This is a genomic window from Thermoactinomyces sp. DSM 45892 (assembly GCF_900107305.1).
GTDB lineage: Bacteria > Bacillota > Bacilli > Thermoactinomycetales > Thermoactinomycetaceae > Baia.
This window is the reverse complement of record NZ_FNPL01000001.1, coordinates 84,751-109,867: the sequence shown is the minus strand read 5'-3', so window position 1 is coordinate 109,867 and position 25,117 is coordinate 84,751. Positions and strand designations below refer to the sequence as shown.

Below are 25,117 nucleotides of genomic sequence, written 5' to 3'. Positions count from 1 at the left end.
GTTACGTTTTATATAGAAACCGATATCGAAATTGAATCTTGCATGCGCCTTCAATCTCAATCTTGTTTGTTCCACGTTGAAGGGAAAGTGTGGAGAAATCTCCTATGATTTGGTCATATCGATAAAACCCAATGAGATCTGTTTCGATGACTTCTTTTTCACAATGGAGGTATATGTCTTCTTGATCGGTTAAGTCTCTGATTTCAAAGATTTTTTCATCCTTCATAAGAGTAATGTTCCCTGCTCCGATTTTTTTGATCGAGATTTCAGGATAGATTGTCAGATGCCCCTTATTTTCAATCGTGATGGATGTTTTTTGTTCATTCGCCACTTCTACTTCAGGAGTGTAGTAGAGCGGTGAAACAATCCGAGGGGAATCGCATCGCATGGTTACGGTGAGATACCCTTGGTTCAATCCGTTATGAGTAATTGAGGAATTGCCAACGGGTAGACAATGGTAGATTTTATTTGGCTTATCTTCAAAATAGAGAGGTTTGTATGTATCTGGAAACAGCCAGAGGATTATATTGTCTAGGTCGGATTCATTAAATTTCCTTTCGAATGCGAGAGTGAGATCGAATTCCAAGGGTGATTCTTCAATCGAGTGGAAGAGGGGTTTTTGACCTCTCACTTCCGTTTCTTGAATCGCTCTTTCTGCTATGAGTGCTTCTTCAAACATTCCGCTGTCTAGATTGACTTGGATCAAACCGAACTTTCGAGAAGAAATCCCATCATAGTTGAAGTGCAAACGGTCTTTTGTAGTCGGCATACTCTCACCTCCAGAAACTTAAGGAAGGGGAGCGATTATCGCCCCTTCTTTTTCAAGCTTGATAGTATTTCTTTTGCGATGTCTTTGGCTTTCTTTTTATCTCCGCCTTCAACGGTTACATAGATATCTCCATAGGAAACTTGATTTGAATGAACGGAGCCTACTGTAGCCAATTGGTCGGTACCATTTCGTATGGAACTCAAATTTGGAATAATGTTTTTTAATCGATCTAAGATCTTGGCAGTATCAAGGATGTCGGAGGTTTGACGTTCATTGAGGACAAGCTCTTTTTTATGAAGCATAGCGATTTTGCCATCATTTCCAGCCCATGTACCTGTATATCCACCCGTATCAAATTGTTGGAGATAACGTTTCCCCGCATAACCCGTTTTCCCTTTCCAACGAATCTTCGCCCAGCCTCTTTCCATGCCGAGGAACTCAACCAAATCTCCTCGTCTCATAACAGCTATAACATTTCGCCCATAGCTTGGAGATCTTCGGAGGTTTAAGTCCGAAGTTGTTTTCCAACCATGTACAGGTTTAGAAGTAGTGGGAGGAGTCGTAGGCTTAGGCGGAGGATCTGGTTTGGGTGGTTCTGGTGGTGGAGGAGTGTTAAAAATCGGTGGTGTATAGGGGAGATTTGTTTTTAACTCGCCATTGGTGTAAGTATAAGGATTCACATTCTTCACTTGATCAAACTGCTCCAGCTTATTAGCACGGAACAACATATTATCAACTTCAAGGGAGTTTAATTCGGCGATCTTTTTCTTAACTTCATCTGAGAAAGTAGAGAAACTCTTAGTGAGTCCATCAAAAACCCCATGATTCATATTGTCTAGGTTTGTCTTCAAACTTTCTAACTCTGTCTGGAGAGTAGAGAAGCTACCTGTAATGAATTCGTTTCGCCTATTTGCCCAGTGCTGATCGTTATTCAAGAGATCGTCATAGTATTTGATGACGGATTCTTTCTCTTGATCCAATTCACCTAATCGGGTATCTAACCCCGTTTTCTCATTTTCTTTCTTATCATTAAGCGCATCAATCTGTTGTTTCTTTTGCTCTTCGATGGACTGGCGAAGAAGCTCATTTTGGCGATCTTTTTGAAAATCGGCAATTTCCTTATCTTGATCAGCCAATTGCTTTCTGAGTTCTTCCAGCTTTTTGCGACCTTCTAGAGAGTTATCACGGGATCGGAGGGAGATTTGTTGAACTAACTCGGATCTCTTGTTATTCTTTTCATCCAGTTTCTCTTGATAATCGGACTCACTTTGCTCCTTATCCATGGCTTTCAACTTACGATCGTAAACCGAGTTGATCTGGTCAATCTCACGATCATACATCTCCATCTTTTCATCGTGAGCTTTTTTCAGAGCCTCTTTTTCCATATCGATTGCTCCGATTGCCATGGACTTCATGTTCTTGTAGTAGTCTTGCAATTGCTTGATCGACTCATCTGCCACTTTTCCACGGGTTTCCCTGATGTCCTTTTCTGCTCGAAGAACACCCATCACAGCATCTTCCCAAGCTTCTTTCGCTTGATCTAACTCTTTTTTAATCACTTTCGCTTGTTCCGAGTTAATCCCGTATTTAGCTTTTGTGGTTTCATATTCTGTTGAGAGAGCAGAGACCTTTCCAGATTCTTGAGTTTGTGACTGTTGTAAAGCTAGAGCCTTTTCAATCTGAGCGTTTAACATATCTTGAATGTTATCTGGTTGTGTCAGGGTTAGGACATCAATTTTGAAATCGAAATCATCTACCTTAGCTTTGATTTCGTTAATTGCTCGATCATACTTATCGACGATCTCATCTACAAAATCTGTAAACATGTTAATGGAGTTCTGGCGGATGCTATTAAAGCTACTCTCTACTTCACCTTGGAGATTAGCTATTTTACTGAGATTTTGATCGTATTCTTGTTGGAGCTTGTTGTATTCTTCCCGTTGGGATTCCGTATGTTTTTTCAACGAATCCAACTGTTTGATTCGATTGTTAACCCATGAATTTCGAGATTGAGTTTGGGATAGCTCTTTTTTCGCCAACTCCAGTCTCAAATTTTCATAGGTAATCACAGTCTTTAAAACATCCCGATATTGAACATTTGCTTTGATCATACGCTGTAGCATAGCTTCTTGTTGGCGAATGAGTCCATCGTAGACTGTCATTTGACGTTCTTCGGGATCACCAACTACTTTGTCCGCTAGTGCCAATGCATAGAACTTACCATTTACTCCAATGCCGCCTTCATAGATAGAAGATCTCAACGTACCCGATGAAGCAGTATCGCCACTAGCAGAAACACTTTCACCAATCGAATCAACTGATAATGCAGAGAATGAATTCATAGCAGAAGCGATGTTTCCTTGGAACGAAGAAGAGAGATCTTGATAGGAATTGGCATGGAAGCTAGGGGCAGAAGGAACGCTTGAACCAGCAGATCTTGCACTTTTGGCTCGAGCAATATAATCGTTCAAAGTATCCATCGCACTTCGAGCAGAGGAGTTTAGGCTCTCAATAGCAGATTTTGCACTCCGAGCGGAGGAGGCCAAACTATTCATTGCAGAAGCTTGTGATTGGTGGGAGCTAATCATACTATTGGTACGGGAATTGACAGTGCTTGCCATGCTACTAAATGCGGATGATACCGCACTACCTACTTGTCCATATGCTTGTTGTAGTTGTGCCAATACTTGAGCCTGTTGTAATAAGGATGCTTTTATTTTGGATGAAGCAGAGACAGAGGCATTAGAGGCGGAAGATATTTGATTGATTGCATTCGTATAGGAGATAGCAGAGCTTGCTCCTGATTTAAACGAACTGGCGATACTCGAATAAGAGTCTGCACTCGCTTTTGCAGAGGAGGCACTACGAACCATAGTTGAAGCAAGGTTGTTCATTGTCGAGACAGAGCTATTAATTGATCCTGACGAGGAACTTACAGATGCTCCGATTTGAGTGAGGGACTGAGCAAATTCAGTTATCTTCGCTTTTACACTTGATGCCACTGCACCTAATCTCTCTAAAGATCCATTGATCGAATCAAAGCTAATTCCTTGCGAAGCTGAGGCAATGCTTTGAATACCCGTTTGAACTTGAGTCAGATTCGAAGCTTTTTGAGAGGTTTCGCCTAACTGCTGGTTCATGGTTCCAACCGAAGCTCCTGCACCTTGAGCCGAGGACTGCATACCTTGCATTTGGCTACTGACTTGAGATACAGCTCCTGCTTGGTTCCCGACGTTTTGAACAACAGAAGCAGTATTTTGAGCTTTTGATGCAGTGCTATCTAAGGATGTTCCTAGGTTATTGTACTGCCCGATTAACAAGGGAAGGGTAGGACTGTAGACAGGAGAGTTGACTGCGCCTTGCATACCTTGAACTTGTCCTTTTGCTGTATTAGCTGTGGTTCCCAATTGAGTGTATTGGTTCAGAGTATAGGTAAGTGACGGACTTAGTAGAAGTGGGGAAGAGATCGTAGTTTGTAATCCTTGTACTTGCCCTTTTGTAGAGATCGCTTGATTACCGAGAGCATTTAATTGAGATTGGGGAGTGAAGATACTCACACTGTTCATATCCTGCATGGACTGCTTGGTGGCGTTGATTGCTGATTGGGTTTGTTGTTCTCCTGAAACGAGTGCATTTGTTTTTCCAGTCAGGATATCAATAACTGCACCCTTATTTTGAGCGGTAGAGATCCACTCTTGGAGGATTGCCTTCTGTTGTTTATTTAGCTCGGATAGATCTAGAGTCGATTTACCTGCATCATCCGTTTTTACTCTTACGTTCTGTAAAGCCCCAATGATTTGATGGTAATGTGATAAATTGCTGGCGATTTCGGACTCTGTAACCCCGAGGGCATCCGCTAGGGAACTCAAGGAAGCCTTCCACTGAGAGGTGTTAGATGCATTATCTCGATAGACTTGTTTCAGCACTTGTAAACTTTCAATGTGAGACTTCATTGCGGATAGATTGCCAGATTTGAAACCGAACAAAGTCTCTGTAATCTCTACAGTGGCAAGTGTTTTCTCATTGAGGTCTTCAAGAGATCCTGTTAATTCTCCAATTCCTTGCGCTTGAGCTTGTGCACGTAAACTAGCATTATCATGCTCCCTTGCAAGGCGGGAGAGGAAACCACCTGCTTGTTCGGCTGAAAGCCCAGAGTTCTGCAAGGCTTGTAGTAAACCGTTCCAGTCTGTTGAACCTTGTGCGATTTGGTTGCTAATGTCTAAGATTTTTTGTAGTTGCCCAGCAACCACATCCGCATTCCGATTTTGATCCAAAGTGAAGAAGCTTTCAGGTAGTATTTTAGCTACATCATTTAACTGTTGCTTAATACTATCTAACTTGAGCGGATCGTTTTCAAAACCAGCAGACATTTGTTGGAATGCTTTAACGAACACATCTCCAATGGTTGTACCCAGTGTAAATAGTTCTTGAACTTTCGTTTTGTACTCCTCTACACTTTGGGCTCCACGAAGTATTCCTTCATTGGATTGAATGAACTTTTCAATGACGGCTTGTTGAGCATCACCAAGGCTGGATAGTTTTCCGCCTGCTTCAAGATGAGTGAGAGTTTGCTCTTGAATGACCTTGATGGTCTTCTTGATAGCTTCCGTTTTCTCTGCTTCAGCCATCATGATCTCGACTTTGGACTTTTGGATCGCCTTCGAATTGTCTTGAAGAAGATTGTCAGTTATCCCATAGTTGGCCCTAGTACCTGCTGATATATCCAATTTGCCATTTGATTGTTCTAAGTCTTTTTTCTTTGACTGGAGGTCGCTAATCTTATCGATTACATCTTGATAAGCCTCTGCTTGTTTCTTCACGTTTTCCGCAAAGTTCAAATCGGTTAACCGTGCTTGTTCTTGAGAGAGCTTGGCTACGGCATCAATTTCTTTTCTGATAGCTTCCGTGTTTTTAAGATGTGCCTTCCCATTTGCATCCACATATTGGACTACAGTAGGGATGGAGGTAGCAAGTTCTTTTTGGATACGGTTGAATTCTTTTTGCTCTTCCGCCGTTTTGTTTTGTTTATTGCTGAGAGTTTCATATCGAGAGATGAGACCTTGCATGCCATCTGCATGTTGACGATAGGATTGCACCATTTGATCATTCAGCTTTTTTAGCTCTTCAGCTTTTTGTTTTTGTTCAGCGAAATGGCTGGCAAGTTTTTCGATAGCAACTCCAAGAGCAACAAATGCTACTCCAATAACCGTTTCAGCAAGCATGGATTTCCAAGCTATGCTAAAGGTTTTGGTAGCTACAGTAGCTCCCCGAGTACTTTCGGCTAATGCTCCAAATCCTGCGGAAGCACCAACTAAGACCCCTCGAATCCCGCCTGTAGTAGACATGGAACGTTTCATGGCATCTCCGAATGCATCAAAGCCTTCTGTTAATCCCTTTGTAACTTTCTCAAACATTCCCATTTTGGTCATGGCGAGTGCAACCACACCAAATATGACTGGCAATGCACCAAAAGTCTGAGCAATCGAAATTCCTGCTTGAGTAAGTGCACCTAAACCTGAGATGACGGCTAACATTCCATCACTTAAGACTGCATCCCCAACGGAATGAGAGAGTTCAGCGAAAGCATTTTTCAACTGATTGATTCTCGCTTCAAAGGACTTTAGATACTCGGCATTTTCTCTCATGGCTGAACCATGTGAGGTCTCGGCTGTTTCGGTTGAATCAAGAGCCATTTGATAGTTGTTCATTAACGCAAGAAAACGGCTTAGTTGGTAACGACCTGCTACTGTAACAGCGATATTTTGTTTTTGGGAATTGCTGAGTGAGTCCCAACGGTTATGTAAGTCTCCCAGTATATCGGCAACGGGCCTTACGGTTTCTTGCCCGTTTTTGATCTGCTTGATGTCAATCCCAATTCCTTGCAGAACTTCCCGAGCATCTGCCAAAGTAGTGATTCTCGAATAAATGGTTTTCAAGCCGTTCCCGATGACCTTCCCTGATTCCATCGTGACAGCGCCAATAGCGGTAATATGACCAACGGACTCCTCCATTGAAACACCAAATGTCCTAGCAGTAGAAGCAGATTTCGATAATCCTTCCGCCAACTGTTTTGTAGAGATGGCATAGTCATTATCGACTTGGTTCAAGGCATCCACAATTCGAATCGATTCTTCTGCACTTATGTTAAAAGCATTCATTGTTCCAACTAGTGATTCGGTTGCTTCAGGAGCGGATAGATCTGAGACATTTGACATGAGGGTGGCCGTTTTGGTGATGGCAAGAAGTTGTCGCTCGTTAAAATCACCAAAGGTACGAGTGAATTCGGCTAACGATTTCATCACATCATGAAGATTGTTCCCGAGTTCGCTAGAGAGTTGAATGGCTCCTTGGAAAAGGGTGTCAATGGAGAGATTCCCATCGGCTACCCGCTTTAATTCTGTTAAAGCCTTGTCCAATTGTAGGATTTCAGTAGCCATTGCTCTGACAGCATTAATCGAACCATAAAAAGCGGTCATAGCTGTCATCCAAACAGGAACCCTAGACATCGCAATACGCAGTTGCTCAAAGACACCTAAGTTTCGGTTAGCGTTGTAAACCATTTCTTCGGAGGATTGTCGGAGGGTACGAGATCCTTCTGCCATGGTCAAGCTCACACGACGAGCGGATTTCCCAGCACTATCAAATGTTGTGACCAGTTTGGTTACAGCACGACCAGTCGGATCAACTCCATCATTTCTCAAAGATACAGTAGCGACTTTGGCTCCATAGATTTTCCCGATGAATTCCTGTAACCCTTGGATGTCTCTGGATTTAATTAACCCTTCTAATTGTGAGACTCCAGTTGGACCCATTCGTCGATTCACAGATTGGGTAATATCCTCGCCTAATCGTAACTCCTTTTCGGCATTTCGAATTTCAGCTTTCTTCCGACGGAGTAGACGGGTATAAGCATCTAATTGCAACTCAATATCTTTGGTATTCAGTTTTTGACCTTGCCCTACATCTATTTTTCCAATTTCACGATTAAAGCGAGACATGTTGTGACCTGTGACTTTAAGCTGTTCCCCAACTGCTTTCAAGTCTTCTAAAAGCTTTCTTGCTCGGCGTTGATCTGAATCTTGCCACTGGTTATTTTTTAGAGCGCTAAGACGATTCCGAGCTTGCTCCAAATCTCGATAGGATCGGATTGATTGGGTAATAGCTTTCGCTTCTTCTACATACTGTTGGCGGAGTTTTCCGTTGTTCGGATTCGTAGGGGTTTGGGCTTCAATCTTTCTTAGTTCACGCATGATCTTGATGCGCTCTTTCAATAGATTGATTTGGTCTTTCTGATACTGCTCATCTTTTTGATGACGACGTGCCAACTGTTCTGTTTGGAAACGGATCTCTTTTAACTCTTCCGCAGTAGTAGCTTTTCGGGCACTCTGATCCAAGGGACGATAGGCTACTTGATTTCGTTCGGCGGTACGCTGGGATCGGGTATGGCGAATTTCTTCAATGAGCTTTTTTTGTTCGAGAAGAAACTGGTTTTCCTTACTGATTTGTTGTTGGAGAATTTGTTCATCTCGAATACGTTGTTTGAGATCAGCTACAGTGGAGGGAGTGAGAGTGCCTGATTTTCCTTGGTTTTGAAGTTGGTTGTATTCCTTCCAAAACTGAGTACTGTTTTTTCCGAGCTTTAGAATTTCTCGTTCCAATTCTCGTAGGGAGTTTATAGATTTCTGCACTACTTTTTCCGTTGTAGTAGCTGTTTTGATGTCAATGACTTTAAATTTATCTTCGTCCTGATTCCAGTTATAGCGGATTCGCTGGACAACTCCGTTTACCTTTTCTAATTGAGCGACGAATCCATTTAGATTCCCAAAAGCATCCTTTGTTTCAACAGAAGAGAAGAGACCTTTTCCAAAAGTCTGCTTCATCATTCTTTCGGCTTCTTTTATATGTGATACGTATTGCTTAAGATCAAACCCACCTAAAGAGGGAGTGGAGAACCCTTTTTTCGTTTGATCTTGCATACGGGACAATTGTTTGCTGTATTTTTTGTTGAAATCATCCACTGTCTTGTGGACATCTTGAAGCTGTCTCTTAATAGCGAGTGCGGAGCCGTGGACATCTAAATGGACTTTTAGTTTAAGTGGTTTATTCTCAATCTTTTTAGATATAAGTCTCAGTTGAGGAACGAAGTCTTTCATCTTCAGATCCAGTTTTGCTTTTAGCTTAACAGGTTTGTTTTCTAGCTTGTGACTGATCTCGTCCACTTGTTTTCGGATATCGGGCATCGACTTGGAGATATCAATTTTAGCTCGTAATAGGATATTTGCACTGGATTTTGCCAACTTTTTCTCACCCCATTTCTGGATATTTGGATATTATGCTTGGATCTGGTTTAAAACAAATCGTCTAGATCATCCGAATCATCCCGAACGACATAGATTTCTGTTGTTTGGGAGCTTTCATGTCCCAGTAATTTCTGGACAGATTGAATATCTTTACCTTCCTCGATAACAGCATTGGTAGCTCGGGAGCTTCGGAATAAATGGGGATATACGGTTTTTCCACCAAGGATTTCACTAAACTCCTTACACCATAAATTGAAGCTATTAGCAGAGATTTGCTGATAGCCGTTCTTCGTCTTTCGGACAAATACATAAGGGCAATTGTCTTGCTCGACTTGATTAGAACGATGGGATAACCATTTTTGAATTGCTTTCATGGATCTCTCGTCAAATGCAAAGTGACGGAGTTTTCCTTCTTTGCCACGCCCTTTGGCTCGTATCTTATGGCTGACATAGAAATTTTTCTCTTTATACTTCTCATAGGTAGCAACTTCTGTTCGTAACTGACGTGTCTCTTCACGTCGACAACCTGTGGAGTAAGTGAAGCAAATGTAAGCAATCTTTTGCCATTCCTGACGACGGGTTAATTCGTCAATGAGGGTTTGGATCTCTTCGATTGTGAGAGGGACTTTCTCTTTTATATTTGACTTAGGGACAGCAGGGATAGATTTGGTAAAGATATTTCGGAAGGTTGGATGTTCGTCGTGGTAGTATAACTCAATGAATCCACAAAGGCTGGAGACAGCGCTCCGTTTGAACTTGATTGAGTTAGAGGAGAGATTTAAGCTGATGAGCCAGTTTTGATACTTTAAAGCATCCCTTGGTTTTAATTCATGGATATTCTTATTTCGGGCAAAGTCGTATATCCATTTTGCAAACACTTTTAAGGCAGAAGTATACTGTTTGAGTGTAGCAGGGGAGAGGTGTTGTTGAGATAGAAATTCTTCGATTAATTCTTTGTTGTAGGGGTTTGCTTGGATATCCCAAAATTCAGTGTCTACGTTTTCAATTTTTCGATATGGTTGAGCCAAGTAATCACCTCCGTTGGCTATCCAGCTCAATTTACATTGGGATATTGATCGGGTTCATTATCTACGAAACAGCCACATCCACCAATGTCCAATATATCGATAGGCTTGTCTTGTTCGTATTCTTTACGTAATGTTCGTAAGGTTAATTTATGTTTTTTACCATTCCGTTGACGGCTTAAAATCGTAACATCCTTTTGAAGAAATTCTCTCATTTCTTGTTCTTTTTGTTCTGCTTCCAAATATCTCTCTGGAATCGTTTTTAATAAATGAATCCAGTGCCCTTGTCCACCTCGAACACAAATGCCTCCACAGTTATTATGAGAAAATCCAAGCTTGTAAAGTTTGGGGAGTTCTATTCCAGTATTAGCTAATTCTCCAACAATTTCTTGCTTACTAATATAGGGTTCTTCGCAGAGTGGGAACTCCACTTGATAAGGGTGCCAATTTTTGATAGGTGCATTTCTTCGATGCATTTCCGTCCAATCTATTCCAAGATATAAGGTACATTCATTAGGGAGGAAATTCGCTTCAATCCATTTTCTAGCAGTTTTCTGCTTTAAATGGTGACTACATGGTGCGACTCTAGCATTTCCAAGCCAGCGATTGTCCCTAAACACCTGCCAAGGAGTTCTCCCATCTGCAATCCTTGTAATTTGAATCCCGAAATGTTCCTCAGTGACGTTGAGAAAACGATATAAATCTTTATCTTCTATTAGGGTATCGGTAAATAAGAGGATGATATTTTCTTTCCCATATTTCTCTATTACAAGCTTGGCTGTCATCCAGCTTCCGAGTCCACCACTATAAAATACAATATGTTTTCTGTCCACGTTCTTATGAGCCAACTGATCACCTCCGTTAACGGGTATAGGCTCCATTCCAGTGAAATTGAATTTGAACTAGATCAGGTTTGGATTGTTCATATGCTTTCAGAACTTGTTCGATATATTGAAAGCCTTCATAATATCCGAATCGATAAACTTTAGCTTGCCTTCCTTGAGTAGCCTTCCAACCGTCACTAATTAGCATAATTGCATGACCTTGATCACCGCCTCTTATAACTGAATCATGGTAACTAAGATCATCAACAAACTCTAGACGTATGCCATATTCTAGAGAAGACAATCTCTCAATTCGCCCCAGTTTTATTGCTTTCATAGAGGCTCCTGTACGGATATACTCAATAGGATGATAGGAATCTAGGTATTTTTGCCAAGTGTGTTTGGCGATTCGCTCTAGTTGTTTTCCTTCTTGGAGAAGCAACTTTTTGATTTCCTCTTCTCCGATCGCACGAAGTCCATGTAGATTGAATGCCATTACTGAACCAATGTTTTCACTTCGCTGTTTGCAACTTGCTTACCTAGCTCATCGGCTTGTTTTTCGGCTTCTTCTAGATTAACTTGCATGTTGGTGAGCATCTGAGACAACATCTCGTAGACTTTAGTGATTTCCTGTTCAGGCATCGCATTAAGGATCTTATCAAGGAGGTCTAGGTCGATTAATAGATTTAACACGGCTAGAGCTTCGTTGATATCATCTGAAACCTCAAAGTCCGTAAAGTGTTTGATAATGAGAAGAGTAGAGTAGGGGGTACTGAGTTCGAGTAGAGAGGCATTAAGGGGTTTATTTGCTTCGTTGTAGAATCGGATCATATCATCAAGTAACTGGAAGATTTTTGATTTGCGGAAATGTTCATCTACTATGATCTCGTATACTGTCTCATTTATTACTAGATCGACTGGATATGTGCCCTCTAGTTTCTTGTCTTGTTTCTTTAGCTCATGAGAGGTAAGTCGTTTTATTTCGGATTTGCTTTTTGCCACTATGCATTCCTCCATGTCAAATTGGAATTCTCTTTGCAATCTCATACACAACAGGAACCGTGACCGTATTTCCTGCCTGTCGATATAATTGAGTGTCTGATATACCTGCATCTCTAGCTCTATGGAATGCCCAATCTGGGAATCCTTGTGCCCGCCAGCACTCCAGCGGTGTTAATCTACGTAATCTGTATCCACTCTTAGCCAGCTTCTTTAATCTCTCTAGATTATGGATAGTAACAGATCGTTCACCTTGCGAAGTTTCTACTAAAATCTTAGGAGCATCACCTTTAGCACAAAGAGTGGGCGATATGCCTTTAGGACTGTATACTCTAGCACTCTGTTTGAATTTCTGACCTGTTAGAACTCCAACTTGTTTAAGTGCAGTCTGTTTGTTATTGCTTCCGATAGGAAGTACTTTTCTGGTATCTCTTCCTCGCAAATGTCCGATAATAAAGATCCGTTCTCGATTCTGTGCGACTCTGTGATCTCGTGAATTGAGTACTTGCCATTCCAGATTGTACCCGATTTCATCCAATTCAATTTGGGTAGCGAGGAAATCCCATCCTCCGTTGACTGCAAGAAAGTTTTTAACATTTTCAATGATAAGGTAGCTAGGTAGTTGGCTGGAATCTTCTTTCTTGATTTCTCTAAGTAGCTTTGTAACTGAGAAAAAGAGACTTGATCTACTTCCTTTGAATCCACTTCGTGATCCAGCGACACTAATGTCCTGACACGGGAAGCCGAACGTCCAGATGTCCGCTGTGGGCAAGTCATTGTGATCGACTGTTGCGATGTCGTCATGTGTCCATTCTCCCTTTGGCTTGTGTATAGCTTCATATGATTCTCGTGCGAATCTATCTATCTCCACCCATCCTACAGTTTGATGCCCTGCCATCTCCATTCCAAGGCGAAAGCCCCCAACCCCTGCGAATAAATCCAATACCTTCATTTATTCAAACTCCTTTTGGGTATTTCTGTTGGCAGATTTGTTCATGTCAAGTTGATAAAAGAGATCTTATATATAAAGAATGGCAGAGAGAACCTCTACCATTCTCTTAGAAATTAGGCGAAACGGACAATATCGTATAGCTTGTTGGTTCCTGCTTCTACGATGATATCCAAGTTGAAATCGAAAGTGGAAACGTTTTCTGCATCCATGGTGAAGGTGAAGGAAGATTGCAACTTCGCTCTAGGAATAAGAAATTGCATTTTACGGTCTACACCATCACGACCACGAACAACAGTGTCTCCCACTACTCGATAAGTAGCAGGGAATTTTTCTGCTGAGAAGGTAACGAGTGTTGCTGTGTTATCAGCAATGGTATATTCATAGAAAACCATTAGCTGATCCCCGTCTTTTACTCCTGCGGAAAAGCTCACATCTTTTGCACTCGTCGTAAATGTAGTGACTTCTGTGGTCATCATCCCGCCTGCCATCTTATAGACAGTGACAGAGTTGGTAAGAGGAGTTTCTTTTAAAGTAACTTTGGTAGCGGTTGCTCCTGTGGCTGATAGAACTTCACGGCCTACTACTTTAATATTTGACTGTTGTAATGCATTACCTGATAGCATTGCAAGGGATGCATCTGAAAGCAGAGCATCTTGCATGGTTAGGGTGGCTGTTCGTCCGAAGTCCCAGCTCATCAATTTACCGTTCCCTTGGCCACCACGGGCTTCAGTGCTTTCGGATTCGTTTTCAATGGAAGATACTTTCAAGGTATCGAAGAAAATAATGGGTTTATTGGTGGAGGCATCAAAGAAAATTACGTTTGCAACCTCTTTTAAACCGTATTGAATGTTGGGCATGTATGTATTCCTCCTGATGTAAATTACAATGGGGCAGACCAATGTTTCAGCTTGATTTTGTCTGCACCTGCAAGCATGGCTTTGGTGCTAAATTCATATTGTTCAATACATTCCAGACGAGCGTACTCATCGTAAAGCTGATAGAGAGTACAATCCCAAATATTGAACTTGTTGAGAGAGTGGCTTTTACTACTTACCGCAGAGATTAGGTCAGCGAGATCCATTTCGGATTCACCAGTACTGCTACTCAATTTTTTTGCTGTCTCTACTTTTTGCTGTAGTTTCTTCATTTGATCGATTAATTGACGAGTATCATCATCTGAGGGATTCTCTATGGTCTGTTTGCTGATATGGGGTTTGCTCATGTAGTTTTGGAGCTTTACGACTTGAATGATGTCGTCAAAATTATCTCGATGGATGAGCTTGATTTCTTTTTCGTGGAGGGAGTTGAGCTTTTGCTCATTGATTTGAGGTTGATTGGAATCAGAACGTTGCAAAATGCCCAAACGAACCCAATCGAGGGCAATAACACCATCATCCAAAACGGAGACATCTTCAGTGCGGAATATCATGGAGAGACTAGTAAGCAGATCTTGTTGTAATTCTTGACCGCCTAGTTTGATATAAAAATCGAATACTTTTAGATGGTCTTTTTGTTTAGCTAGAATTTCCTTTTCGCTTTCGTCTTTGATCCCATGTAGAAAGTCTTCCATAGAAAGGGCAACCCATTGCAGGTATTTCATATAATTCGAGTAGCCGTAATCACAGATTTCTTTCAGGGTATAGGGTTGAATCTCTAACCCGTCTACATAGATACTAGATCCACTGAGCAGTTTCAGTTTGAGATCGACTTCATTTAACTTTTTATACTCCATGCGAACCTGCTTCCACCGACATATACTCACTGTAGAGACGGAGGGCATCAAATCGGTTGTTTACGGAGAGATGGTTCCAACCTGAGAATTTAAGTTGGATGGTTGATCCAATACTTCTCTTACCTAGCATGTCTGTGACTCTACTCATGATTTCATAGGGGCGTATTAGTTTTCGATTACCGTCCTCAATCAACCACAAGCTTTTAGCGACGACGATATCAAAGTTGATTTGGGTTTCAGCGATGACTTCATTTTCGTTGAATGATCCGTTGGGATAGTAGACACGAATAAAGGAATGATCTTCTGTATGGGCTTCGGGGCTAAAGGGGAAGGGAAAAATTCGGCATAGCTCGCTTTTCTGATTGAGGATCTTATTCGAATCAATAGGAGGTAAACGAGAGGAGAAGGGGGTGCTTACATCGTTGAGTAACAGTTTGGCAAGTCCTTCGTTTTTTGCCAACTCGGTAAGGATTGTTACGATATTTTTTGATAAGGAGTCTAGTCTCACCATAGTCCCTCCCTTGTAGGTGATTCTTCAAGTGGATATCGATTGGAAGCAATCCGATTTGTTAGATCGTCGCCTTCTTGTAGGGTTGTGAGAGATAAAGTTAACTGGAGGACACCAAACCCACTTTTATTGACTAAAGTAGTACCATCGATTCCCACCACTTCATAAGCCTTTCGGTTAAAGATGAATCGGTGATTTAATTCGATTTGACTAGTAGCTGAATTGGACTCTACGAAGACCAAGAGTTGACCCATCGGAAGAGGGACATCGTATTTGTTCCACCGAATTTCATCCTTACTTTTTTTCGTCTTAGAACCCAGATCCATGGTGCTGGCGACACAATCGAATTCCAGTATTTGATCGTGCTGATTCTTCCATCTCAATGTGTGATTACACTTTGCTACGATGACCTTGGAAACAAGTCCTCGAAATTGATCGAAGATAATCCAAGTGTCATCATCGAAAGTGATGTAAGTTCCGATCTCCAATCGCTGATTAGGCCGAAAGATGACCTCTCGTAATGATCCTAATCTTTCTATCTTGATGATCCGTGCATCCATTTGCATAAGATCGGGATACTGGGCACTTCTAACTCCCAATACACGGAAGGTAGGAGAGGCATGGAACGTAGATTGGATCATGGCAATGGTATTGTTTGTGTAAGCTTCACCGTTATGACTTCCGTTTCTCTTGAGACGGTTTTGATAGGATTCTAAATAACTCATTGACATCACCGCCCTAATCACGAAAATCCGTCTCGGACAAATCTAAGTAGTTGTAGTCTGTCATGAGTCGTTGTGCTTCTGTACGAAACATCCGATAAGTGAGGTTTAGTTCTCGAATCTGATTGGCTTGAGAATAGATACGGAAGTCTTTGTCGCTGAGGGATTGTTTCATGAGCTCGGAAGAGAGAATAAGTGGCTTCATATACTCACAGATCATGAGAGTAACCAAAATCTCAATTTCAAACAGGGTTAATGTAGATACAAGTGAGTTGGATTGAATGGATAAGTCTTTTTTGCATCGATGGAAGCGTGTTGTAGCAGAACGGAGATAACCAAATAAATCTTCTTCAATTTGGGAGGGTGTGAGGGAGAGAAATGTGTAGTCGGAGATCTTGGAGAGGAACACTTCATAGACTTGTCTCAATGGAGTCATCGAATCACCTACAACATATCATCAAAGGTGAGGTTGAAACGTTCTTCTAGGAACTTGATCATTTGAATATTGGTTAATTTCCCTTGTCTGTATAAGGCGACTGCTTGTCCCACTAATGTTTGCAACATCCCTTTTGGAATTTTTTCAATGAATAACTGGAGTTCTTCTACGCTTTTCTCAAAGATTTTCTCTACGTTGGCAGGAGTAACCAGATTTTCGTACACCTCTTCCATACGAAACTTCTTCACCACTTCATCGTTTAAGAGAATGAGAACCCCATCTGCAAATAGCTTAGGATTCCGATTTCGCATCGCTTCCAACTCGTGGTACTCGATAGAGTCCATCTGACCATACTCGGAAAACTCCCATATATAGCCTGTCCTTGACGAGCCAATCTTTAATCCACCAGATGTTCCGTTCATCACTTCGATGAGATCATCTCGATCTACCTCAGTACTTTTTGTTTTTTTCGTAGGATCATCATTGGATTGTTCTTTTTCAATTAAGTCGGTTAACTCAGCACTGGTTAAGTCGACTACCTTACTCTTCTCATACCCATGCTTCTCTACTAACTCTTGAATCAAGTCTTTTTTTAATGCCATAGTTATTCCTGATCTTCCTTTCTGTTGTGGAATAGGAGGGAGAGAAGACCCTCCAAAATTCTACTGTAGTTTGATAAACCCGAATACTTTGGAACAGATCACACCAACGCCAAAGCGTTGAGCAATTAAGTATTCAAGGCTCATATCCGCATGTTTTCCGCCTTCGGTTTCTTGGATGATCGCTTCACCCTCATTGACAATTTTGATCATGCGGTCAGCGTTTTGAGGAAGCATTAAAATAAAGTTGTTATCGATACTAAATTCGTCAGTACCAAAACGATGGCTCTGCTTTAGCTCTCGCAATTCAATTCCTGCAATCTCACCATAAAAGCCAATCTTGTTTCGGGCATCCTTCATGTTTTCTGAAATAGCAGAAGGGGCAAACTTTCGAAGTGCCATTTTAGAACCATACACAGCTACTTTTTCGCCCGTGACTGCTTCAATGTGCATTGCCAACTGAACTAATTCGTCTTCCATTTGTGTGGAATTTAGTCCAGCAAGCGTTTTGTGATATGTGGAATTGTATTTGCCATAGGCGGAGTATAGGGCATCATAGATTTTCTGGTTTAGATCGAGTAGATAGGATTGAGCCACTTTGTTGATCATGGCTACCCAATCCATACGTCCTGCAAGGAAGCGGTGGAACTCCTCATAAATCTTTACTGCGTAAGTATCCAAACTGACCATGAACTCTTCACCGTCACGCAATCTCTGCCTACGAATGTTTCCGTTCCCATCCGAGACAATGGCGACTCGGAAAAGTTCATTATCTGGAACAATGAATTCGTTTGCATCTCCCCATTTTAGGTTGCGGTACTCTGCGAGATCGGAAAATTGATTTTCGATACTCTCATTTACCACTTCCTCTAAGATGACTTCAAGGATTTCGAAGACCTCTGTTTTATGTCGACGGAACGTTTTTCGATCGATTTTTCCATTATCGGAAACTTCCATGAGATCCAAGAAGGCTTGTCGAAGAGTAGAGTTTGCTTCGTCCGAGGAATAGTGCTTGACCTTCCCTTGGGCGAGATCAACTCCTAGTTTTATTAATTCATTTTGCATATAGGTATCCACCTCAAGTATGGTTTCGTAATTATTTTTGGCGGACGATCTGCACCGCCCAAGACTTCATCGTTTTATGTAACTCGTATCCAGAATCTTCTATTACCTCGAAAACGATCTTTGCATTGGGAAGGTTGGTGGCATCTTTTCCTAATTTCCCAGCGGATTTGATAATCAACTTGTCTCCCACTGCAACCGCCTCTGCGAACAGGTCTTGAGTTAGGGTGATCACATCGCCGTCATAGAGTCGGTAGGCACGAGCTACTTTATCGGTTGGGGTGATATAATCATCTAATTTGTTTAGTCGTTGATCGTACATGACTTCTGGATTATGAACCAGCAACAAGTCTTTCGCATGATCGCTTGTTGCTCCTAAGCGAGCTTTCTTGATCTCACGTTCACCAGCAAGTAAGCCTTCTACTACAACAAAGACTCCATTGGTTGTGGATGTTTTGTCTTTGCCATCATTGCCGAAGATTTTTACGGTTTCGAGGTTCCCGTTATAACTTGCTAACATCTTGTCTTTGCGAACAATCGCCATATATTAATTCCTCCAGTACTTCTCAAATAAATTCCCATAAGGACTATTTGGCTGATCTTGATTTTCTTCGTTAAATAAAGGTAAGTGTGTGGGTCTAGAACTTTTACTATCCTTTTTGGTGAAGTGGCTGTTTGCCATCTTACGGCCTAAAATCGAATAGCATTTTTCTTCAATTTGTTCGAACGTGAGGGAGTGGATATCGATCTCTTTTAGATCTCCATCATCCAATTGGAGCTTCTCAAACAATCTGGTAGCTTTATCTTCAAGTTCGTTCTTCTCTACCTCATGTTTAAAAGAACGTAGCTCGTTTGCTTCTTGGAGAAGAGATTGATAACGTGCTTTCAATTCTTGGAATTCCTCTTCTAGCTTTTCGGATGGAGAAAAAACTTCTTCGGAGGTCTCCTCTTGGTTCTCCTGCTCAGGTACTTGTTCCGTCTTCTCTATGGTCTGTTCACTCGATTGTGGTTCGGTTTCGTTGTGGAGGATTGTTTCTTCTTGTAGATCGGAAGTCGTTGTAGTCATGGTGGTATTCACCTCCTCGTTAGGGGATAAAGAGAAATGTAGTTCTTTCATCATCAGAGAGAATTCCTGTTTAAAGGGACGACTGCTTGTAATAACGGCTTCAGGGAATGCAGGAGAGACTCTATCTCCGAGGATACAGAGAGCTGAAAAAATAAAATCGTGGATTTCGTAAGTCTCTTCTGAGCTGTTCCAAGTGCTATTTGTCACCTCGATTTCCATCGATTGACCTTTCATTTGTTCCAGAATATGGTTTGTTTCTTCATAGCGACCCGTCCATAAATAACAACCGTGGATGGTAAGGTACTCACGGGTATAGCCATCTTCTCCTTTGACATGCTCCCACTCAAAGGTAGCGGATTCAGGGACGACTCCATAAGGTTTGGTTGTATGAATGTACTTATATGTATCTAAATCAATGGTTCCTCCATGACCACCAAAGTCATCGTTCTCTTCTAGAAACTCTCCAACGATGGGGATATTTCGCAAAGTAGGGAGAGCTCTTGTAATGGCTTCTTTGGAGATCAGGGACAGGTTTTGATTCTTCCCCGTATGCAAGACTCGAACTTTACAGCTTGAGAATTGAGGATTGATCGGAGTGATTTGGCTGATATCACAGTGAAAGTATTTCATTGGGATTTCACCACCTTCCCACTATAAGGATTTATTAGGTTTATCTTGTGATCGGGAACCCTCATCGGAAATTTCATTGGATTCTGCGGGAGGACGACCTTCATTTTTCAGTTCATCAGGAGACATGGTATGAGAGGAGAGTAGTGGGATGAATTTATCATGGAGTTCCAGAAGATCGTTTTCAAGGTAAGCCATATTCATCGTTTCGATTGGCGATAATCCGACCGTTGCACAGAGATGGTTTTTGATGGGAACCCCATATTGGCTTACTTCCAGATACATCTTGTACATATCTTGTTGATTGAAGATCGTAACGGGCAAAATACTTACATGAAAGAGAAGGTCTCGATACAAAAACTTCAAAAAACGGTTCAACCATCTTTCAATCTGAACAAGTAGCTTGAATACAATCTCTTCATCTGTTTTAATACTCATCAATAAACCTTGAGAGGTAGATTTATCTGAGTTGAACAGGAGGGAAGAGATTCCAGAAGCAGTCCAAAAGTTTTGTTGAGCTTCCGCCACACCATCACTTCCTGCTTTGTCCTTATCGAAACGAAGGACATCTAATTTCATAGGGGAAGTGAACACCCCCACATTTTCAGGAGCATGGTCAGCAATCATGTTGTGGAACAAGGTCATGTATTCTTTATCGATGAGGAAATCGTTATTATTTTCGCTATCGGTTCGGATCGGAAGTTGTTGGGAGACTGCCATGTAGTTACCGACCTCTTCTCGATCCTTCCGAAGCTTTTTGAAGGCATCAATATCAAATACGGAATCGAAGACACTCACAAAGGGTGGGAGAGACTCGATCATTTCTTCATTTACTTTGATAGCGATGGTGTTGGTGGGATCAAGCTCTACCCACTCACTGATACGGGGATTCTTCTTTTTTAAAAACTTCCAAGCTTGATATTTTTGTTGGATCTCATTGGCATAGGAGAGTAGTTTCGTCTCGTTTTTTTCAAAGATCTTCATGTCGATACTATAGTTGAAACATCCATCCTCAATGGACGTGATCTTACACATCTCTGGTGGCATGAGCTGGATATAGAACGACTTTTTATCCCGATGGACATAGCCGAAGAAAGCATCTTCTCGGAAGGCAACTTGGAGCCCCTTGGCCATCTCATGTTTCAGATTCATCATTTTGAGGAGTTCTCCAATTTGTGTATACTGTTTCAACACCTTGTCCTGATTAAGAAGACGGATATTTTTTATCGGAGTGATGACACAGGGGAAGAGTGGCATCCCTGCAAAATAATGAATGAGTCTCTGATAATGTCCGCTTTTTGACCAAAGAATTCGCGAGATTTCTCGGAGTTTTTCTTGATTCTTAGGAAGTTGATACCCCTCGATTAACTCCCGAACTTCACTTTGTGTATATTTCTTCAGGAAAGAGCGGCCTTCATTCGATTTGGATACATCATTTAATATCAATTTTGCAAAATCAAAGTGACTAAATGCCATGGCACTTTCTCTTTGTTTCACATTCATCTGCTCACTCATAGGTTGAACCACCTCCTTAGTCCCAAACTTTGTATCTTCCTTGCTTGATAGCCAGAAACCCAGCTACATCAAGGATTTGTCGCTTTTTTTGTTGATTCTTCTTTTCCTCTAGATAGATATACCATAGTCCATAAGAAACGGCAGAATAACGGTCTTTATCCATTTGTTTTGAGACTCGTTTGATTCTGGTCTTGTTTCCTTCGGCTACATAAGTGAGGTTCATTACTTCATCGACAAATAAGCTTGTCTCAATATGAGGTAGTAATTGTTCGGCTAGTTTCTCATAATCTTTTTCTCGAGATTTTTCTTTGACAGTAGAATCGGATACCAGAAGCTTTAAATCATGGTTCGAAATCACGGTCATAAAATTGTTGTGCATGTCGGAAGCGTTTGTTTGTTTGGTATTGGACATGACATTGAAGATAAGAGGGAGGGAGTTAGGAAGTTTATATTTGTCATAGGAGTTATCGTTGACGACCGAGTAAGAAGGATATCGATCTTCTTTAACCAGATAATCGATGAGACCACGACCTAACCCGTTGCCATCAATGATGACTGCGGAGGCACGATACTTATCCACTAGTTCTTTAATATAAATCGACTGATCCTCAAAGTGCATGTTGCCCTTGTAAGTATGGACGTTGACTAACTGTTTGAAGTAGGTTCCATTTCCACGAGGGATTAGCTTGAAGATGGCAATGGCTGTAGTAGCAGTATTTTTTCGTTCCGAGCGAGCTACATCGACTGAGACCACATATTGGTGATCACCCTTACTAGCCACAAATTCAGCTTTCGGTAATACTCGACACTTCTCCAAGTCCTTCAGTTGAACCAAACTATTTTCGCTAGAGCCTGTCCAGACCGATATGTATTCTCTAGCAAATTGGAGAGGGGACATAGAAGGGTCTACTTTTACTTCTTCGATGTAGTCAGGGTCGAGCTGGTCAAACATGACAGGGAGTTCAAAATCGTTACCGATTACAAAGGCGGATCTTCCACGAGCCATATCTAACATGACTGCGAATAACTGTTCCCAAGCGTAGGACTGTCTGGAGGAGGCGGTGGTGATGTATGTTAGCTGTTTATGGATCTCATGTTTGGAAACTTTACCATCTGCGCCTTTTCGGTTGTTGGCGAGCAAGGGAAGTAGTACTTCTCCAATAACCTCACGATGTTTTTCCATTTGTACAATTTCCTCGAAGCTGAGTCCGTGCCTACGAAGACCACGAGATCCTTGCGAACATACTACGATATCGAGTACGCTTCCATTTTTGAACTTTAGCCTAGTAAAGTCTTTCGCAAATGTTTTGGATTTCACTTCTTTCTCTAAGATAGGAAGGAAGTTCCAGATTGCTTCGATATTTTGCTGGGCGATTTGCGAAGCTTGATCTTTTTGGGGAGCAACAAGAGACAGTTTGATATTGGGGAAGAAAATACACTTCAAGTACATCGAGAGGATATTGAGGAAGGATTTGGATGTTCCACGAGTGGCGGTAATGTACGTTTTTTTATGTCTAGCCATAATTCGCAAGAAGATTCGTTGGAATGGGTATAGTTCGAATGTACTATCTGGATCTTTGATATAGTCAATGAAACGATCTGGATAGACTTGAAAATAGGCTAACATATCTGCAAAATCAGGGAGCATGGAGGTAAGATTTCGGATATTTGTTCCTTTTACATTCTCTAATTCGCTCCAGTTTTTCCACTTAGACATTAGGCATCATCACCCACGCTAAAATCCAGCTCTTCATATTCATTCGCTTCTAAGTCTACAGGGGTGAGATCCTCTTCGAAAAATGCATCCAGCTCTTGTTTCATCTCTTCAGGGATATCAGTTAGAATCTGTTTGCCCACTAATCGATGATAGTAATTGGACAAGGAAAGGATCATAGCATCGACGATATCTTCACGGAATTCAAGTGGTGGAGGTTTTCGAAACCCACGTTTTTCAACCTCTTCGAAAATCTGTGAGAAACTTTTAAGTCCTGTGGCTTCATCAGTTCCTTGACGATCTACAGGTCGGAAGCCTGCCGATTTTGTCATTTCCTCAATGGTTTTGGAAAGCCGAGCGTAGTTGCCCCAATCCCCTTCTTGTCTCAAACGATCTCGTTCCACGGACATATAAGCTAGTTGTGTAAGCATATCAACATGAATGGGGGTATGGATTTCATGGGTGAGTCGCATATCTTGCTCGAACTTTTCCATTTTTAGATATTCATGTTTTGCATATCCGATTCCCCATTTATCAATGAGAGTATCGGAGTAAACAATCATTTCCCCTTTCACATTTTCGAGTTCTTGAATGGTATGCAATTCAATTTTACCCATATCGCTCATTCCGTCACTGTTCTTAAACGTTTTGTCTCGAATTTGATGTAAGGAATTTATCTTTCGGATATATTCACCTAATGGATGTTTGTTGGTCTGCAATGCCTCATTCCAATAGCTTTTGATAAAAGGCTTATCGATTTGCCTTAAAAAGAGTATGACTTGTTCGATATCTTCCACATCGACTGTTTTGCGAACACAATCACGGCAAATGGTCATCATTCCGTCAGGGAAGAGTGGACTATCTATCTTGTAAAAGTAGGTTGTGGTTTTTTCTTTGTTACAAGCTTTACATTTTTTCTTGGTAAGATTCGTAGTCTTCGTTGTTTTTTTACTCATTCTAGACACCCTTATTAAGTTGCAATGGTGATTGAGTTTTGTATGGATTTGGTTCCTAACTCGATTCGCTTAATAACAATCTCGCCCGTTTCATCAATGATGATGATTCCTTGTGAGGGAGCCGAGAGTTTTCGAATCCTCATCGCATAGTCGTCTACCCCTTTCAAAGAGCCAAAGACAGCAATTCGTTTATCAATCCCTACTTCGATTTCTCGGTGATTGTGATAGTGCCCCATTACAATGAGATCATATCCGATATTATCGATGAGAGAGTGTCGAGCGATTAATGCTTCATCCTTCATCGAATCTCGATCTCCGTGAATGAACTTGATATATCGACCATGAATCTGAGTGGAGTAGTCATAATCCTTTGCTTGTTCATAGAGGATATTTTGGATTTGAGCATTGGCGATAAACTCTTTGATGGAATAATTGATCGCTTTTACAACATGATCTCCATCTAAGTTCTTATCCTTATTTTCATGGATTCGATCATGATTCCCAGCTATTCCAGCGTATCTAACGATCGGAACCTGACTACTTAATCCGATCAAAAACTTGATGATTAGATCGGTAGCTCGAACGATCTGTTCTGACATGGAGAACTCGGTATTAAACCCGAGATTGTGCATATAGCTGTGCTCGATCACATCTCCTAAGTTGACGACTAATACTTCTTGAACCTTATGTATGTTACATTCTTCAACGACCTTATGTAAGTATTTTTCCAATCGATTTTTCGCTATGTCGTAACTGTAAGAGTTGAATTTATTTTCGAATTGGGCCCCAATGTGCAAATCCGACAAACATACAACCATTTTCTTCTGAGTGATTGATTTAGGAGGAGAATGGCTGAATTGAAGGGAGGAGAAGTCGTAGTTTTGAAATGCATCTCGTATTTGTTCTGCGATAAGGGAGAAGTTGATGAGTTCTCGTTTGCCTTTGTTGATTTGTCGCAAGTACTGGATATTTTCTTGTTTCTCGTATTGGATTTCTCCAACGAGTTCTTTAATCGATTCTAACTTTGAACTCGCCACCATATCGGCGTGTTTGGCTACTTCAGGAAGCTCGCCAATCTCTTTTTGATAAGCTTTGATGAGACATCGGTACGATTCGGAGTTTTCAGCTTCTGGAAAGCCTTCCTTCTGCATAAGTGATGCGAGTAGATTCCATGAACACCTTCGAGAGGGAGAGGCTTTCTGAAGTTCTTTTTTTACTCGAACGGCTGTCTCTAGGTGATCTTTACTAACTATAATTTTTTCACCATCTTGATTCGTAAAGCTTCGCAAGGAAAATCCTCCTTTTTATCTC

Annotated in this window: 20 protein-coding genes; all 20 read right to left on the bottom strand. The window is 41.4% G+C overall.

Annotated features, from left to right (window positions below):
• Window position 1: 1 nt before the first annotated feature.
• Window positions 2–769, bottom strand: coding sequence for a phage tail domain-containing protein (locus tag BLU58_RS00505; RefSeq protein WP_093290281.1), 768 nt, complete (start codon window positions 767–769; stop codon window positions 2–4).
• A 35-nt stretch (window positions 770–804) separates the two neighbouring features.
• Window positions 805–9,066, bottom strand: a complete 8,262-nt coding sequence (locus BLU58_RS00500; protein ID WP_093290280.1) for a phage tail tape measure protein — start codon at window positions 9,064–9,066, stop codon at window positions 805–807.
• A gap of 50 nt (window positions 9,067–9,116) precedes the next feature.
• Complete coding sequence (locus tag BLU58_RS00495) at window positions 9,117–10,097, bottom strand: tyrosine-type recombinase/integrase (protein ID WP_093290279.1); 981 nt, start codon at window positions 10,095–10,097, stop codon at window positions 9,117–9,119.
• A 26-nt stretch (window positions 10,098–10,123) separates the two neighbouring features.
• On the bottom strand, window positions 10,124–10,942 hold the full coding sequence (locus tag BLU58_RS00490; RefSeq protein WP_255404504.1) for a hypothetical protein: 819 nt from the start codon (window positions 10,940–10,942) through the stop codon (window positions 10,124–10,126).
• Window positions 10,943–10,955: 13 nt separating this feature from the next.
• The gene (locus BLU58_RS00485; protein ID WP_093290277.1) at window positions 10,956–11,414 is read right to left on the bottom strand and encodes a hypothetical protein; all 459 of its coding nucleotides are present in this window, start codon (window positions 11,412–11,414) and stop codon (window positions 10,956–10,958) included.
• Complete coding sequence (locus BLU58_RS00480) at window positions 11,414–11,920, bottom strand: hypothetical protein (RefSeq protein WP_093290276.1); 507 nt, start codon at window positions 11,918–11,920, stop codon at window positions 11,414–11,416. The genes BLU58_RS00485 and BLU58_RS00480 overlap by 1 nt, the downstream gene beginning before the upstream one ends.
• 16 nt (window positions 11,921–11,936) lie before the next feature.
• Complete coding sequence (locus BLU58_RS00475) at window positions 11,937–12,869, bottom strand: DNA cytosine methyltransferase (protein ID WP_093290275.1); 933 nt, start codon at window positions 12,867–12,869, stop codon at window positions 11,937–11,939.
• A 113-nt stretch (window positions 12,870–12,982) separates the two neighbouring features.
• Window positions 12,983–13,726, bottom strand: coding sequence for a hypothetical protein (locus tag BLU58_RS00470; RefSeq protein WP_093290274.1), 744 nt, complete (start codon window positions 13,724–13,726; stop codon window positions 12,983–12,985).
• A 23-nt stretch (window positions 13,727–13,749) separates the two neighbouring features.
• Window positions 13,750–14,601, bottom strand: coding sequence for a hypothetical protein (locus tag BLU58_RS00465; RefSeq protein ID WP_093290273.1), 852 nt, complete (start codon window positions 14,599–14,601; stop codon window positions 13,750–13,752).
• Window positions 14,591–15,109, bottom strand: coding sequence for a hypothetical protein (locus BLU58_RS00460; RefSeq protein WP_093290272.1), 519 nt, complete (start codon window positions 15,107–15,109; stop codon window positions 14,591–14,593). The genes BLU58_RS00465 and BLU58_RS00460 overlap by 11 nt, the downstream gene beginning before the upstream one ends.
• Window positions 15,106–15,834, bottom strand: coding sequence for a hypothetical protein (locus tag BLU58_RS00455; protein ID WP_093290271.1), 729 nt, complete (start codon window positions 15,832–15,834; stop codon window positions 15,106–15,108). Before BLU58_RS00455 ends, BLU58_RS00460 begins: the two co-directional genes overlap by 4 nt.
• A gap of 13 nt (window positions 15,835–15,847) precedes the next feature.
• The gene (locus BLU58_RS00450) at window positions 15,848–16,267 is read right to left on the bottom strand and encodes a hypothetical protein (RefSeq protein WP_093290270.1); all 420 of its coding nucleotides are present in this window, start codon (window positions 16,265–16,267) and stop codon (window positions 15,848–15,850) included.
• Between the two features lie 8 nt (window positions 16,268–16,275).
• A complete protein-coding gene (locus tag BLU58_RS00445) occupies window positions 16,276–16,869 on the bottom strand; it encodes a hypothetical protein (protein ID WP_093290269.1) in 594 nt (197 codons plus the stop codon).
• Window positions 16,870–16,929: 60 nt separating this feature from the next.
• Window positions 16,930–17,931: a hypothetical protein gene (locus tag BLU58_RS00440; RefSeq protein ID WP_093290268.1), complete on the bottom strand. Its 1,002-nt coding sequence runs from the start codon at window positions 17,929–17,931 to the stop codon at window positions 16,930–16,932.
• A 31-nt stretch (window positions 17,932–17,962) separates the two neighbouring features.
• Window positions 17,963–18,472 (bottom strand): hypothetical protein, encoded by a 510-nt coding sequence (locus BLU58_RS00435; RefSeq protein WP_093290267.1) that lies wholly within the window; start codon window positions 18,470–18,472, stop codon window positions 17,963–17,965.
• Window positions 18,473–18,475: 3 nt separating this feature from the next.
• The gene (locus BLU58_RS00430) at window positions 18,476–19,624 is read right to left on the bottom strand and encodes a hypothetical protein (protein WP_093290266.1); all 1,149 of its coding nucleotides are present in this window, start codon (window positions 19,622–19,624) and stop codon (window positions 18,476–18,478) included.
• A gap of 21 nt (window positions 19,625–19,645) precedes the next feature.
• Window positions 19,646–21,136, bottom strand: coding sequence for a hypothetical protein (locus BLU58_RS00425; RefSeq protein WP_093290265.1), 1,491 nt, complete (start codon window positions 21,134–21,136; stop codon window positions 19,646–19,648).
• A 16-nt stretch (window positions 21,137–21,152) separates the two neighbouring features.
• Window positions 21,153–22,853 (bottom strand): terminase large subunit domain-containing protein, encoded by a 1,701-nt coding sequence (locus BLU58_RS00420; protein ID WP_093290264.1) that lies wholly within the window; start codon window positions 22,851–22,853, stop codon window positions 21,153–21,155.
• Window positions 22,853–23,806, bottom strand: a complete 954-nt coding sequence (locus BLU58_RS00415) for a hypothetical protein (protein WP_093290263.1) — start codon at window positions 23,804–23,806, stop codon at window positions 22,853–22,855. The genes BLU58_RS00420 and BLU58_RS00415 overlap by 1 nt, the downstream gene beginning before the upstream one ends.
• A gap of 14 nt (window positions 23,807–23,820) precedes the next feature.
• The gene (locus tag BLU58_RS00410; RefSeq protein ID WP_093290262.1) at window positions 23,821–25,095 is read right to left on the bottom strand and encodes a metallophosphoesterase; all 1,275 of its coding nucleotides are present in this window, start codon (window positions 25,093–25,095) and stop codon (window positions 23,821–23,823) included.
• Window positions 25,096–25,117 lie beyond the last annotated feature (22 nt).

Coding starts and splice junctions, on each gene's coding strand:
- BLU58_RS00435 (WP_093290267.1), bottom strand. CDS start 18,472: ATGGCGATTGTTCGCAAAGACAAGATGTTAGCAAGTTATAACGGGAAC.
- BLU58_RS00440 (WP_093290268.1), bottom strand. CDS start 17,931: ATGCAAAATGAATTAATAAAACTAGGAGTTGATCTCGCCCAAGGGAAG.
- BLU58_RS00455 (WP_093290271.1), bottom strand. CDS start 15,834: ATGAGTTATTTAGAATCCTATCAAAACCGTCTCAAGAGAAACGGAAGT.
- BLU58_RS00450 (WP_093290270.1), bottom strand. CDS start 16,267: ATGACTCCATTGAGACAAGTCTATGAAGTGTTCCTCTCCAAGATCTCC.
- BLU58_RS00475 (WP_093290275.1), bottom strand. CDS start 12,869: ATGAAGGTATTGGATTTATTCGCAGGGGTTGGGGGCTTTCGCCTTGGA.
- BLU58_RS00415 (WP_093290263.1), bottom strand. CDS start 23,806: ATGAGTAAAAAAACAACGAAGACTACGAATCTTACCAAGAAAAAATGT.
- BLU58_RS00425 (WP_093290265.1), bottom strand. CDS start 21,136: ATGAGTGAGCAGATGAATGTGAAACAAAGAGAAAGTGCCATGGCATTT.
- BLU58_RS00505 (WP_093290281.1), bottom strand. CDS start 769: ATGCCGACTACAAAAGACCGTTTGCACTTCAACTATGATGGGATTTCT.
- BLU58_RS00485 (WP_093290277.1), bottom strand. CDS start 11,414: ATGGCATTCAATCTACATGGACTTCGTGCGATCGGAGAAGAGGAAATC.
- BLU58_RS00465 (WP_093290273.1), bottom strand. CDS start 14,601: ATGGAGTATAAAAAGTTAAATGAAGTCGATCTCAAACTGAAACTGCTC.
- BLU58_RS00470 (WP_093290274.1), bottom strand. CDS start 13,726: ATGCCCAACATTCAATACGGTTTAAAAGAGGTTGCAAACGTAATTTTC.
- BLU58_RS00445 (WP_093290269.1), bottom strand. CDS start 16,869: ATGGCATTAAAAAAAGACTTGATTCAAGAGTTAGTAGAGAAGCATGGG.
- BLU58_RS00420 (WP_093290264.1), bottom strand. CDS start 22,853: ATGTCTAAGTGGAAAAACTGGAGCGAATTAGAGAATGTAAAAGGAACA.
- BLU58_RS00430 (WP_093290266.1), bottom strand. CDS start 19,624: ATGAAATACTTTCACTGTGATATCAGCCAAATCACTCCGATCAATCCT.